This is a genomic window from Chryseobacterium limigenitum, from assembly GCF_900114875.1.
Classification (GTDB): Bacteria; Bacteroidota; Bacteroidia; order Flavobacteriales; family Weeksellaceae; genus Chryseobacterium; species Chryseobacterium limigenitum.
Genome location: NZ_FPKW01000010.1, coordinates 79,785 through 93,823 on the forward strand (window position 1 = coordinate 79,785; position 14,039 = coordinate 93,823).

Annotated in this window: 12 protein-coding genes and 2 tRNA genes; 3 read left to right on the forward strand and 11 right to left on the reverse strand. The window is 35.2% G+C overall.

Annotated features, from left to right (window positions below):
• Positions 1–318 precede the first annotated feature (318 nt).
• The 9 genes from BT156_RS13300 to BT156_RS13340 all read right to left on the reverse strand — a co-directional run bounded on the left by BT156_RS13300 (position 319) and on the right by BT156_RS13340 (position 9,177).
• Complete coding sequence (locus BT156_RS13300) at positions 319–1,515, reverse strand: oxygenase MpaB family protein (protein WP_072410689.1); 1,197 nt, start codon at positions 1,513–1,515, stop codon at positions 319–321.
• A 134-nt stretch (positions 1,516–1,649) separates the two neighbouring features.
• The gene (locus BT156_RS13305; protein ID WP_072410690.1) at positions 1,650–2,426 is read right to left on the reverse strand and encodes a helix-turn-helix domain-containing protein; all 777 of its coding nucleotides are present in this window, start codon (positions 2,424–2,426) and stop codon (positions 1,650–1,652) included.
• Between the two features lie 391 nt (positions 2,427–2,817).
• Positions 2,818–3,822 carry a type I glyceraldehyde-3-phosphate dehydrogenase gene (gene gap, locus BT156_RS13310; RefSeq protein ID WP_072410691.1) on the reverse strand — a complete coding sequence of 335 codons (1,005 nt, stop codon included), beginning with the start codon at positions 3,820–3,822 and terminating at the stop codon, positions 2,818–2,820.
• A 26-nt stretch (positions 3,823–3,848) separates the two neighbouring features.
• Positions 3,849–4,835, reverse strand: a complete 987-nt coding sequence (gene pfkA / locus BT156_RS13315; RefSeq protein WP_072410692.1) for a 6-phosphofructokinase — start codon at positions 4,833–4,835, stop codon at positions 3,849–3,851.
• Positions 4,836–5,197: 362 nt separating this feature from the next.
• The gene (locus tag BT156_RS13320; RefSeq protein ID WP_072410693.1) at positions 5,198–6,172 is read right to left on the reverse strand and encodes a deoxyhypusine synthase family protein; all 975 of its coding nucleotides are present in this window, start codon (positions 6,170–6,172) and stop codon (positions 5,198–5,200) included.
• A gap of 26 nt (positions 6,173–6,198) precedes the next feature.
• The gene (locus BT156_RS13325) at positions 6,199–6,864 is read right to left on the reverse strand and encodes an acyloxyacyl hydrolase (RefSeq protein ID WP_072410694.1); all 666 of its coding nucleotides are present in this window, start codon (positions 6,862–6,864) and stop codon (positions 6,199–6,201) included.
• A gap of 133 nt (positions 6,865–6,997) precedes the next feature.
• Complete coding sequence (locus BT156_RS13330) at positions 6,998–7,378, reverse strand: GreA/GreB family elongation factor (RefSeq protein WP_072410695.1); 381 nt, start codon at positions 7,376–7,378, stop codon at positions 6,998–7,000.
• A gap of 345 nt (positions 7,379–7,723) precedes the next feature.
• On the reverse strand, positions 7,724–8,116 hold the full coding sequence (gene arfB / locus BT156_RS13335) for an alternative ribosome rescue aminoacyl-tRNA hydrolase ArfB (RefSeq protein ID WP_072410767.1): 393 nt from the start codon (positions 8,114–8,116) through the stop codon (positions 7,724–7,726).
• Positions 8,117–8,154: 38 nt separating this feature from the next.
• On the reverse strand, positions 8,155–9,177 hold the full coding sequence (locus BT156_RS13340; protein ID WP_072410769.1) for an AMP-binding protein: 1,023 nt from the start codon (positions 9,175–9,177) through the stop codon (positions 8,155–8,157).
• A 98-nt stretch (positions 9,178–9,275) separates the two neighbouring features.
• On the opposite strand from BT156_RS13340, the gene BT156_RS13345 reads away from it, so the two are divergent.
• Both BT156_RS13345 and BT156_RS13350 read left to right on the forward strand, forming a co-directional pair.
• A tRNA-Gln gene (locus BT156_RS13345) sits at positions 9,276–9,346 on the forward strand.
• A 164-nt stretch (positions 9,347–9,510) separates the two neighbouring features.
• Positions 9,511–9,581, forward strand: a tRNA-Gln gene (locus tag BT156_RS13350).
• A gap of 98 nt (positions 9,582–9,679) precedes the next feature.
• Here BT156_RS13350 and BT156_RS13355 read toward each other — a convergent pair.
• The gene (locus BT156_RS13355) at positions 9,680–11,110 is read right to left on the reverse strand and encodes an amino acid permease (RefSeq protein ID WP_072410696.1); all 1,431 of its coding nucleotides are present in this window, start codon (positions 11,108–11,110) and stop codon (positions 9,680–9,682) included.
• A 142-nt stretch (positions 11,111–11,252) separates the two neighbouring features.
• Complete coding sequence (locus tag BT156_RS13360) at positions 11,253–11,546, reverse strand: helix-turn-helix domain-containing protein (RefSeq protein WP_072410697.1); 294 nt, start codon at positions 11,544–11,546, stop codon at positions 11,253–11,255.
• Between the two features lie 195 nt (positions 11,547–11,741).
• On the opposite strand from BT156_RS13360, the gene ccoN reads away from it, so the two are divergent.
• Positions 11,742–14,021 (forward strand): cytochrome-c oxidase, cbb3-type subunit I, encoded by a 2,280-nt coding sequence (gene ccoN / locus BT156_RS13365; RefSeq protein WP_072410698.1) that lies wholly within the window; start codon positions 11,742–11,744, stop codon positions 14,019–14,021.
• Positions 14,022–14,039 lie beyond the last annotated feature (18 nt).

The window sequence follows — 14,039 nt, forward strand, 5'->3', positions numbered from 1 at the left end:
TTTAAATCTATCTTAATGTATTTAACTACTGATATAGGTTTTATATAATTAAAATACTCATTATAAATAAATTACATATATTGCAAAACATACCATTATGAAGATAGATTTAAAGTAATTAAGAACTTACACTCCTTTCAGGATGACAAACTTGCTGTTTTTTCTAAATATTGAAAAAGAATATAAAAGCCCTAGCCCCGATGGGAACGGCATCCTTTTTTGTTATTGCGACTGACTGAAAGTTTAAGGGATTGCTTCACTTTGTTCGCAATGACAAAAAAGATACAGTGGACAGCGGGAAATAGCTTCTAAAAAAAATTAATGAAAATTTGAATTTTTGGCAACTCTTAAATAATCCTCCAATACTTTCAATTGAGCCTTGTTTCCTCTTTTAATTCTGGCCTTACGATTCACCAAATTGTCATAAATTTTATTAATGATTATTTTGGTATTGGGAAATAAATTTCTGTTGGGAACATCCGGAATTTGCAATCTCCTGCAAACGTCATCATCCAATAAAAACCATGTACAGCAAATGTGTAGATAGCGTAAATTTTTTCGTTGAAATTTAAATTTCAGAATAGGATATTCCAACGATTCATTCAAAAGAGAATGAGCCAGTAAGGCAGAATCTTTATCTGCCGGTGGCTGAACGGAAGTCCATAAATAAAAATATTCTGTAGCCTGTTTTTTATCGTCCGGTAAAAGCTTTTCGGGGATGCCTAAAAGATATCCGACATATTTCCAAAGATGAAAAAGTCCTTTTTCTTCTTCAACGGAAAATGTGTTTCCTAGTTTTTTAAGACTGTGAAGAAAAACCAAACTGAAGCCGATGTAAGTCGCCATCATATCCCAGGAATTGATGGGTTCGCCCCAATTTTCGGTATCCCATTCTTTGTAATGTTTTTTAATCGAAAGTCTAGCGTAAGAATGGATTAATCGAGTTTTGATAGCAAATTCATAACCTTTTGCGTGGATTTCCAGAGCATTGTATCTTGTTGCGTTCACCCAGAAATCCAAAGTTTCGGAAAGTCTTTTTACAGCTCCTTTCTTTAAAGCTTCGGTTACAATTAAAGGTTTGTTGAGGTAAGCATAATCGTAACCCCCAATTAAGCAGTAATCTCTCAGGGAAATTAAAGAATCCAGATTGCTTCTCATGCAAAGTTCGGCGCCGCTTTTCAGCAAGTCATAATCAAGCCATTCCGGAACATGTTGGGTTTGTGAAAATAATTTCTTTACACTTTGGGGAACATTGTCGCTTTCTGAAACTCCATTTCGGATGTAGCCTTCAATTTCTTTTGAGCCTTCACTGAATTTTTTAGTGAGATAAACGTCTTTTACAACTTCATCCCCGATCTCGTCGACATGATAAAAATAAGGAGCAAATTTTTCAAAATCTCTGAAACTCACTTCTGCTCCGGAAAAATCAGTAAGTTGTTTGCCGTTGCCTTTTATCCAAAAGTCCTTGAAATGTTGAGAGTCCTTGAAACGAGGTTGTAAAATTGCTTTTTCCATTGAATATAAAAATACAAGTTTTAAGCCGAAATTCCTTGGTGAGATTTATCAGGATTTAAAGGTGAATAGATAATTGTGAATTCGCTTTGCTTGTGAATTTTTAATAGGATTAATTCACTATTGACTATTAACCATTAAACAAGTCCCCATTCGAAAGCTTTTTTCACGAGTTCTTTGCTGTTTCTGGAGTTTGTTTTTGCTAAAATATTTCTTCGGTGCGTTCGTACGGTATGTTCAGATAAAATCAGCATTTTTGATATTTCAGTTCCGGAATATCCTTTGGCAATTAGGGATATTACTTCAGTTTCTCTCTTGGTTAAATTCATACAAGAATGTTGAGGTAATAATTCGTCTTCAATTTTCATTTGATGAAAATCGTTTCTCGGACCTATTCCCGAAACTAAAACAGTGTACGGATTTTGTGTAGTGATATGATGGATATTTGTATGAATGTTGATGGATTGTATAAGATGTCCGTTCTCGTCTTCCAAGGTCGGAATTGCCTGATGATGGAATAATTCATAATTCCCATTGGCAGTTTTCATCCTGAAACAATAGCTGGATTTTGTGAACAACTGATGATCCAGACCAATTTCCAGCATTTTTTCAATAACCATCTGTTCAGCCTTCATGACAAATGGAATATCGTCAGGGTGGGTGAGATCTATAACTTCTTTTAAGTTTTTAGGATATTTTTTTAAACCATGAAGCTGTAAAATATTTTCATGATGATGAGAAAGTGTACTGTTCGTAAGGTTTAAGACATAATAATAGAACTTTCCAATAGCGAACATTTCTCCAATAATTCTTTCTATCGGAGGTCTTTGTAGGGTTTTCTTGTCATTTTTCCTGACTCCAGGATAGCTATTCCATATTTTAATTAAGGGGTGTTCTTTCTCCGAGTTCTGCATGATTCAGTTTTGCTTAAAAATAGTTAAAGATTTCTTAAAAATACCACAAAAGGGGGATTTTTTTATCGGGATAAAATTCTAAACTTTGTGTAGTTAATAACCGTGAAAACTTTCTTTAAACTGTTTAGCTTTACAGCTGATATTTCTGCCCTTATTCTTGGAATCAGAAAAATTTTAATCAAACAATAAAAAATAAGAAATATGCTGTTTGCAGAGAACAGTGTACTAATGATAAAGTTTAAAATTTTCGTTAGCTGTTGAAAAGGATAAACTAAAAACCTCTCAAATATTTTTTGAGAGGTATTTTTATTTTTTTTAAGCTTGATATTTTTTAAACAAAAAAGCCTTCCAATTTGGAAGACTTTATATATTGCCAATTAATTATTTCTAATTATAAAGAAGCAGCGTGTACAAGCATATCAACCAACTTGTTTGAATACCCCATTTCGTTGTCATACCAAGAAACAAGTTTTACAAAGTTTGGAGAAAGCATGATACCAGCGTCTTTGTCGAAGATAGAAGTTCTCTTGTCTCCGATGAAGTCCTGAGAAACTACAGCATCTTCAGTGTATCCAAGAATACCTTTCAATTCACCTTCAGAAGCAGCCTTGATAGCAGCACAGATCTCTTCGTAAGAAGTAGCTTTTTCTAATCTTACCGTAAGGTCAACTACAGAAACGTCAACAGTTGGTACTCTGAAAGACATACCTGTTAATTTTCCGTTCAATGAAGGGATTACTTTTCCTACCGCTTTAGCAGCACCTGTAGAAGAAGGGATAATATTGTTTAGAGCAGCTCTACCACCTCTCCAGTCTTTCGCAGAAGGACCGTCAACAGTCTTTTGAGTTGCAGTTGTAGCGTGTACCGTTGTCATCAAACCTTCTACGATCCCGAAGTTATCGTGGATAACTTTAGCCAAAGGAGCTAAACAGTTAGTTGTACAAGATGCATTTGATAAGATTTTGATATCGTCTGTAAGCTCAGTGTGGTTTACACCCATTACAAACATTGGCGTATCATCTTTAGAAGGAGCAGAAAGAATTACTTTTTTTGCACCAGCGTTGATGTGAGCCTGAGCAGAATCTTTAGACAAGAATAAACCTGTAGATTCTACGATATAATCAGCTCCGATTTCGTTCCACTTTAGGTTATTCGGGTCTCTCTCAGCAGTTACTCTGATTCTTTTACCGTTTACCACAAGATCGTTACCTTCTACAGATACCTCTCCCGGGAAAATTCCGTGTACAGAATCATATTTTAACATGTAAGCCATGTATGTAGCATCGATAAGGTCATTGATTCCTACAACTTCGATGTTGCTTCTTTCAGTCATTGCTCTGAAAACAAGACGTCCAATTCTACCAAACCCGTTGATACCTACTTTAATTGTTGACATAATAGTTTGTTTTAAATTATAAAATATTAGATTGCTAAAATTTCTGAAATCAATAATAGATCTTTGTTGATTTCGTTATGTTTTTTAATGGCTTCTTCAATGGCTGTATATACCATATCATTGGAACGCATTCCTACCATTACGTTTGTTTGTCCTTCCATTAATCCTGTCACAGCGCCATATCCTAGTCTGCTTGCCAAAACTCTGTCTGCACAGCTTGGCGATCCTCCTCTTTGGATGTGTCCTAAGATGGCAACACGAATATCATAATCAGGGAATTCCAGTTTTGTTTTTTCCGCTAATTCGTAAATGTTGGCTAATTTTTCACCTTCAGCCACCACAACAATACTTGATGCCTTTCCTGTTTTTTCACCTTTTCTGAAGTTGGCGAAAAGATCAGATATACTATCCTTTTTCTCAGGAATTAAAATATCCAAAGCTCCGGTGGCCAATCCGCTGTTCAAAGCAATAAAACCGGCATCACGACCCATCACCTCAACAAAGAAGACTCTGTTGTGGGAAGTTGCCGTATCACGGATCTTATCGATCGCTTCCATTGCGGTATTCAAAGCAGTGTCGTAACCAATCGTGTTATCAGTTCCAAAAATATCATTGTCGATAGTTCCCGGTACACCAATTACTCTGATCCCGAATTCTTCATTAAAGATCTTTGCTCCAGTGAAAGTTCCGTCCCCACCAATACAAACCAATGCATCAACACCGTATTTTACACAGTTGTCGTAGGCTTTCTGACGGCCTTCTTTGGTTCTAAATTCCTTGGATCTGGCAGATTTCAAAATAGTTCCGCCCTGGTTGATTATATTTTTTACGGAACGAGGTCCCATTTTCAGGAATTCGTCGTGGATAAGACCGTTGTAGCCTTCTCTCACCCCGTAACATTCTATATTATAATAATTTGCGGTTCTTACCACCGCTCTTAATGCTGCATTCATACCCGGAGAATCACCTCCAGAAGTAAGAACTGCAATTTTTTTTACAGCACTCTCTTTCATCTAGTAAAAAATTTCGAACACAAATCTACAAAAACAAGTTCACATTATCGTAGTAACTTTATAAGACTTTTGAATATAAATTATTAAAAATGTCTAAAATTTGTCGGTTTAAAAATATATCTCGCAGTTTTAGTTTCCGGAGCATTGATATCTAAGTCGTATCACGGCGAAATATTCTTACTAAACGGATCTAAAAAGTAGGTGAATCGATTGAGCAATATGTGAAAGCTTGCTGATTAAAAATATTTTTTTTTAAAGCACCTATCTAAATTTGTGAAAATCTGTGGTTAATAAATAAAAAAACGCCCAACAAAATTGGACGTTTCTATAACTTAAAGCTTCAGACTTCTGTCTTCCTGCTTTTATGAATTTTCCAGGATGTAAGAAAACATCAATGGTGCACAGATCGTTGCATCACTTTCAACGATATATTTCGGTGTTGTGATATCTAATTTACCCCAAGTGATTTTCTCGTTCGGAACAGCTCCTGAATACGAACCGTAAGACGTCGTAGAATCCGAGATCTGACAGAAATAAGACCAGAACGGAATGTCATGCATTTCCATATCCTGATACAACATCGGAACAACACATATCGGGAAATCTCCTGCGATACCCCCACCAATCTGAAAGAATCCAACTCCTTTTCCACCTGAGTTTTTAGTGTACCAATCAGCTAAATAAGCCATGTATTCGATACCGGATTTCATTGTAGAAAACTGTAATTCTCCTTTGATACAGTAAGAAGTGAAGATATTACCCATAGTAGAATCTTCCCATCCCGGAACTACGATTGGCAGGTTTTTCTCTGCCGCAGCGATCATCCAAGAGTTTTCTCTGGGAATTTCGTAATACTGCTCCAACACTCCTGAAAGGATCATTTTATACATATATTCGTGCGGGAAATATCTTTCTCCTTTTGCTTCAGCATCTTTCCAGATCTCAACGATATGTTTCTGCAATCTTCTGAAAGCCTCTTCTTCAGGAATACAAGTATCTGTAACTCTGTTCAGTCCTCTTTCTAAAAGAGCCCACTCGTCCTGAGCTGTAAGATCTCTGTAATGCGGAACTCTTTCGTAGTGAGAATGCGCCACCAAATTCATTAGATCTTCTTCAAGATTCGCCCCGGTACAAGAGATAAAATCTACTTTATCCTGACGGATCATTTCAGCAAGAATCTTCCCTAATTCAGCAGTTGACATTGCTCCTGCCAAAGTAATCATCATTTTTCCACCATCTTTAAGATGTGCAACATACCCTTTGGATGCGTCTACCAATGCAGCTGCATTGAAGTGCAGGTAATATTTCTCTATAAATTCAGTAATCGGTTTGCTCATTATTTTGATTTTTGCAAAGATAAAACTTAAAAACGGAATGTAGCGGCAGCACTTAAAGAAACTCTGTGTAAGCCCTCTTTTTGGTCTTCCCCGAACTCGAATGTTTGTCCGTTGAACTTCATTTTATTCAGTGTTCCGGCTGTTAATCCTACTTTTGGACCAATTAAAAAGTTCTTGGAAATCTGATATTGATACGCAAAATTAATTTCTGCCCCTAAATTAGAACCCGTTCCTTTTACATTTCCTGTTTTTGTTGTGTATGAAATTACTCCTAATCCCATATCAATAAACATTTTATGTCTCGTTGCTTCACTGAAGTTTGAGATCATCAAAGCCGGACCGAAGAAAGTGATATTATCTTTAGTAGTAACAGACGCAGAAACAGGCATTCCGCTTATATCGTATCCTAAAAGAAATCCGTCGCTTGATGCACTGTAATTCGAAAATTTCAATCCAATTGCTACGATATTTTTTAAATGATAATAGGCAGAAATATCGAAATTCACTCCGCTTTTTAGCCCATCAACATAATCTTTTTCTGTTTTTGTTAAGCCAGGTGTTGTTTTGGCAGTTCTCCATGCATATCCTACTGAAGGAATGATTGAAATTTTCGGTTGTTTTTGTTCCGTTTGTTGAGCAAAAGAAAATAACGAAATTGAAAAAGCTCCTAAGAATATTAGTTTTTTTAACATTATTTAAAATTTCCGGCAAAAATAGTATTTTTATTGATAAGCCATTATGATAGCTTATTATTTCATTTATTTAAAAACAATTAAAAAGTACAGCTTATGAGGCTGTACTTTTGGATCTAACAATAAGCAAGAATTATCCTTCTAAAGCTTCCACTTTCAGAATCTCTATTTTCCTTTCACCCTCTTTAAAAGGCCATTCGATAACATCTCCAACTTTATACCCCACTGTTGCCAACGCGATATCTGAAAGAATAGAATATTTATTTTTTTTAGGTTTAGCTTTGGTACTCGCCACAAAAATATATTCATGCTCAAAATCTTGGGTGTGATCTTTGATTGTTACCTTTCTGTCAACCGTCACAATATCTGAGGGGAGATCTCTTCTTAAAACCTGTTTAGCCTTTCTTAGCTCTCCAGTCAACCTGTTTTCTTCATCTCTGCTTACTTTTTTTCTTCTCAAATGATCTTTTATAGCATCATATATTCCGGTGGTTACAATAATATTATCTGACATATTTATTTTATTAACAAGATTAAATTACAATGCATTTTTTAGTGATCCAACATAGAAAACTGTGTGAATTATTCAGCCATTTCTCCTATGAAAAATTGCATTTAAATGATAAATAAACCTGGAAATTTTCCCCTGCCTTGGATCTGACAGGGATTAATTGATAAAGTCTTTAGAACTTTTCAAAAATGAATCTGTATGTAAATAAAGTAATGACAACAAAAGCCCAGAAAAATGGCTTTTAGCAGAAAGAGAAATAGATGTTGTCATATTGTTACTACTTGAATTTTGACTAAGATACCCAATAAGTTTCTAGAAAGCAAATAATTAACATTTTTTAAGCTTTGATTAATATTTAAATTTTCTGTTTTCTTTCTTTTCAGATATTTTCTTTTTCGTGTCTAATCTTTTTTCTTTTTTCGCTCGGGAAGGTTTTGTAGCGATTCTTGTTCTCGGAACAATTAAAGCTTTGTTAACGATATCTATAATTTTTTCAATCGCTTTGTTTTTGTTCATTAATTGTGTTCTGCTTTCAGAAACGGTTAAGAATAAAAGTCCTTCCAGATTTATTCGGTTTTTTAATTTCTCCTGAATTAAAGCTTTTTGTCTTTCATTAAAAAATTCAGATTCGTCGACTTTCCAAAGTACGGTTACAGCTGTTTCAACTTTATTGACATTCTGCCCTCCTGCTCCACTGCTGCGGGAAGTTTTGAAATTAAGTTCTTTTGTGAAATCTTTCATTTTTAAGATCATTGATTAACAGGTAAAGATAAAAGACTTTACAATATATTTTTTAATTCTATTCTATTCACTTTTCCGTTTGCTGTTCGCGGAATTTCATTAATAAAGATAATTTCTTTCGGTTTGTAAAAGTTTTTTCCAAATGGAATTTTAGTTATTTTTTCAATTAAATCATTTGATTTTTCTCCTTCAATCACTAATATCAATTTCTGTCCCAAACTTTCATCATTCACTCCTAAAAACACAACTTCATTAGGAATTTCTTTTTTAACCAAAGCTTCCAGTTCTTCAGGAAAAATTTTTGCCCCCCCGGAATTGATGACATTATCGATCCTTCCTAAAAATCTAAACTTATTTCCATCCTTAATTTCAACTAAATCATTAGTTTGCAATATACCAGAATTTACATTTGGTGCAAATATTTGCAAACAGCCTCTTTCATCTTTAGTAATAGAAACATTTTCAAATGCTGTAAAATAATCTTCAGCTTTTGGCATCAATTGTTTTAAAGCAATATGAGAAAGTGTTTCGGACATTCCATATGTTTCGAAAATATAATTAGTTGTTGGACTCCTGCTCAGAACCTCAGAAATGCTATTTTTCAAAGATGCCGACACCGAAGCACCTCCAATAATAAGATTTTTAATTAAATACAGCTTATCCAGTGAATTTTCAACCTGTAAGGGTGTCATGGCACAGAAGTCTATTTCTTCTTCTAAATTTTCAAGCGGTTTTAAAGATGGATCTGCAACAATCAGCTTCATTTTTCGTTCAAAAGATCTAACCATCATCATTTTTCCTGAAATATATTCTACCGGAAGACATAATAAAGCGGTATTACCTTCTTTTAAACCTAAAAAATCGCAGGTCATCACGGCGGAATTGATCATCTTCTGTTTTTCAATTTCGAAAATTTTCGGAACTCCTGTAGAACCTGAAGTCTGTACTTTCACTGTTTCAGAATCAGACAACCATTCTTCTAAAAAAAAAGTTACTTTCTTTTCAAATTCTGTCTGCGAATGTAAATTGTTAATTCTGAGATTATTGAAGTCTATCACCATATTTACCACCATAAAAAGTTATGTAAATTTAAAAAAAAGTTTAAAAAGTTCTTGCAAATAATGAAAAAAGCTGTAAATTTGCATCACCAAAATAAAACAGACCCATAGTGTAACGGTAGCACTCCGGTTTTTGGTACCGTCAGTTGGGGTTCGAATCCCTGTGGGTCTACAAACCATCCTTTTTAAGGGTGGTTTTTTTGTGTGAAATTTTCAAAAATTAATTCCGTTCAAAGACAATCACTTATAATTTTTTACATAAAAAAATTACATTTTTTCAATGAAGCTCTTGCCTATAAAGAAAAAAGCTGTAAATTTGCATCACCAAAATAAAACAGACCCATAGTGTAACGGTAGCACTCCGGTTTTTGGTACCGTCAGTTGGGGTTCGAATCCCTGTGGGTCTACAAACCATTCTTTTTTAAGGATGGTTTTTTTATTTTCATTGAACAAAAAAAGGACAGATAAAATATCCATCCTTTATATAATCTCAAGCTACTTTACTCTAGAGTTTTTCATTTTTAGGCTTGTACAATTTATACATTACAAACAAAAAGGCTACCCATATAGGAATTAAAATCACCTGAATTTCCATTCCTGTAATACTCATCAATACCAAAATAGCTAATAAAAATAAAATACAGATATAATTGGATATCGGATAAAATATAGAAGGAAATTTAGTTTTTTCTCCTGACGCCACTTTACTTCTTCTGAATTTCAAATGCGTGTAACATATCATCAACCAATTGATAATTAATGAAGAAACCACCAAAGCCATTAAGTATTCAAAGGCTTTTTCCGGAACTAATTTATTAATGATAATACAAATTCCTGCAAAACAAGAAGATATAAGAATTGCATTAATAGGAACGCTGTTTTTATTTAATTTCTGTAAAAATTTTGGAGCATTTCCCTGTTGTGCCAAGCCAAAAAGCATTCTGCTGTTACTGTAAACACTACTGTTATAAACGGATAAAGCCGCAGTTAAAACAATTAAATTCAGAACATTAGCTATCAAAATATTAAATTGAATGACTTTTCCAAACATCGTAAATTCCAAACCATTCAAATTTTGGAAAACCATTACAAACGGGCTTGAACCTTCTGTAATTTCTCTCCACGGACTCAACGAAAATAAAATAACCAACGCTCCAACATAAAAAATCAGAATCCTGTAAATCACCTGATTAGTAGCTTTAGGAATTGTTTTTTCGGGACTTTTGGCTTCCGCGGCGGTAATTCCGATTAATTCTAATCCACCAAAAGAAAACATAATCATCGCCATCGCTGCAAAGAGCCCTGAATATCCTTTTTCACTGTGATTAAATAATCCTTTTGGGAAAAAACCTCCGTCGTTCCATAAATTCGTAACACTTGCTTTATCTCCGCCAGTTCCGCTTATCAACAAGTAAATACCGAAAATAATCATCGCAACAATTGCCACAACTTTTATAATTGAAAACCAGAATTCCGTTTCACCGTAAACTTTTACCGAAGCAAGATTCAAAGCATTAATTAAAATAAAAAAGAATAAACTGGAAACCCAGAGAGGAATTTCCGGCCACCAAAAATGGATATAATGACCAATGGCCGTAAGCTCAGCCATACTTACGAGAATGTAAAGAATCCAGTAATTCCAGCCGGAAGCAAATCCGGGAAATTTACCCCAATATTTATAAGCAAAATAACTAAAACTTCCCGAAACCGGCTCCTGAACAACCATCTCACCAAGCTGGCGCATGATAAAAAAGGCAATAATTCCCGCCAAAGCATATCCCAGAATGACGGATGGACCCGCCAACACTGCTGCAGGGCCAATTCCAAGAAACAATCCTGTTCCGATGGCGCCACCAAGGGCTATTAATTGAATGTGTCGATTGGTTAACCCTCTGACAAGAGAACCTTTTTGTTCCTCTTTATTTTCATTGTTCATAGATCGAAAAATTATTGTTTAAATATATAAAATATCAACAACAATCCATCTTCCAGAGAATAAGCTTACAATCGTCTGTCTTCAATAAAAATTAAGAGAAATCTCAATGCTTTGCAATTGCCTTAATTAAGATGAAAAATTTTTATAAATATTCCTTGGGAACGGAAATATTATTTTCTTTCATGTAATTTAAAAGTTCGTGATATTTGTCTTCAAAATCGCTCATTCCGCATTTGTGAGAAATACTGCAGATGTCGGAAGGCTTTATATCTAAAATACCTGAAATCTTGTTTAAAATATCAAGATTGATCTTCACTTTAGAATTTTCAATATCGGAATAAGCCTTTTGTGAAATTCCCATTTCAAAAGCCATATATTCTTGGGTAAAATCTTTACTCCTTCGAATTTTTCTGATGTTTTGTCCACATATTTTCATCCTTTTTGCTTTAGTAGTTTTCGGTATATTTTAGAAGTTTATCTAATAGCCTCTAACAAAGTTAATAAATACCTTTGGCAAAACATTATACACGTTACATGATATTTATTTCATCATAGAATTTGGTTTAAAAATTTAATCAATAAAACCATCTTAAAGGAAAAATTTATCACTTCGGTACACACAATTGGAATTATGGAGACGCAAAGATTTAATTATGACAATAATATTGTCAGAGCATTCTTGTATGCTACTATTGTATTTGGTTTGGTCGGTTTTTTACTCGGTCTTACCGCTGCTTTAATGCTTTTCTACCCTGAATTACCTGAGTTTTTATTCGGAACAGATGATACTACGATTAAAAGTTTGGCATCCGGAAACATTCAAGGGCTAATCAATACTCAAGGTGCAATGGGATTTGGCAGAATCAGAATGCTTCATACAAGCGCCGTGATCTTTGCATTTGTCTGTAATTCATTCTTTTGCGGAGCTTACTATAGTATGCAGAGATTATTGAAAACAAGAATGTACAGCGATACTTTATCCTGGTTGCACTTTTGGTCTTGGCAAATAATGATCGTCAGCGTTGTCATCACTTTCTTAATGGGAATCAACACCTCAAAAGAATACGCAGAACACGAATGGCCGATCGATATTTTAATTGCTTTCTCGTGGATCATCTTCGGTATCAATATGTTCGGAACGATTGCGAAAAGAAGAGTAAGACATTTGTATGTGGCTATTTGGTTTTACATTGCAACCTGGATCGCCGTAGCCATGCTTCATATATTTAATAACCTTGAAATTCCGTTATCATTCACAGGCTGGAAATCATATTCTGTATATGCAGGAGTAAAAGACGCCTTGGTTCAATGGTGGTATGGCCACAATGCCGTTGCATTTGTATTGACGACTCCGGTTTTAGGTTTGATGTATTATTTTATGCCTAAAGCTGCCGACAGACCTGTCTTTTCATATAAATTGTCTATTATTCACTTTTGGTCTTTGATCTTCGTTTATCTATGGGCAGGGCCACACCACCTTCAATATACCGCTTTGCCGGCTTGGGCTCAGGCAGTGGGAACAGGTTTCTCCATTATGCTGATCGCTCCGTCTTGGGGAGGAATGCTGAACGGACTTTTAACTTTAAGAGGTGCCTGGGATAAAGTAAGAGAAAATCCTATCCTTAAATTCTTCGTTGTAGCCGTTACCTGCTATGGAATGGCAACTTTTGAAGGCCCCCTTTTAGCAACAAAATCTTTAAATAAAATCGGTCATTATACCGATTGGGTTATTGGTCACGTTCACATGGGAGCGCTTGGATGGAATGGCTTCATGGCTTTCGGAGTTATTTATTATTTAATTCCTGTAATGTGGAGAACCCAGCTTTGGTCTAAAAAATTAGCCAACTGGCACTTCTGGCTGGGAACTTTGGGAATTATCTTTTATGCCGTACCAATGTATATTTCAGGTTTCACACAAGGATTAATGTGGAAACAATTCAACCCGGACGGAACTTTACTCTATAAAAACTGGCTGGATACAGTAACCGCAATTATTCCTTACTTTAAAATGAGGTTTGCAGGAGGTCTACTATATCTTTCAGGTGCCATCTTAATGGTTGTGAATGTGATTAAAACAATCAAAGCCGGATCATTCCAAAAAAATGTACCTGCAGAAGCACCTGCTTTAGCCAATATCGGAAGCAGCAGAAAAGAAGGCGAAGGCGCACACCTTTGGCTGGAAAGAACACCAAAATTATTATCCATATTAGCTTTTGTAGTCATCTCGATAGGAGGATTAATAGAAATCATACCTACCCTGTCTCTTAAACAAAGCGTTCCTGAAATTACTGCCGTGAAACCTTATTCACCATTAGAATTAGAAGGAAGAGACTTGTACATCCGAGAAGGCTGTAACTCATGCCACTCTCAAATGATCAGACCTTTCCGCGATGAGGTAACGAGATTTGACGGTAAAAACGGGCAGTATTCAAAAGCCGGAGAGTTCGTTTATGACCGACCATTTTTATGGGGATCAAAAAGAACAGGACCAGATTTACACAGAGAAGGAGCAAGAAACCCGGATTCATGGCACTTTAAACATATGTATAATCCAAGAATTACTTCCGCAGGCTCTATCATGCCACGTTTCCCTTGGTTGATTACCAATAAACTTGACCGCTCTCAAATGGTTGATAAAATGAAATTAATGAAAAACAGTTTCGACGTTCCGTACACAAAAGCTGAAATAGATTCTGCAGGAAAATGGGCAGATAATCAATCGAAAGCTATTGTTCAAAGAATTTATTCCGAAGCTACCGATGTAAAAGATCAGGTAGAAAAAGATAAAGCATCGAAAGGATCTTCATTCGTTCCGCTTGAGCAGAGAGAAATCATAGCAATGATCGCCTATCTTCAAAGATTGGGAACCGATATCAAGACAACGGAGATCAAAACAGCAAGCATAAAGTAATCATTAAATTTTATTACA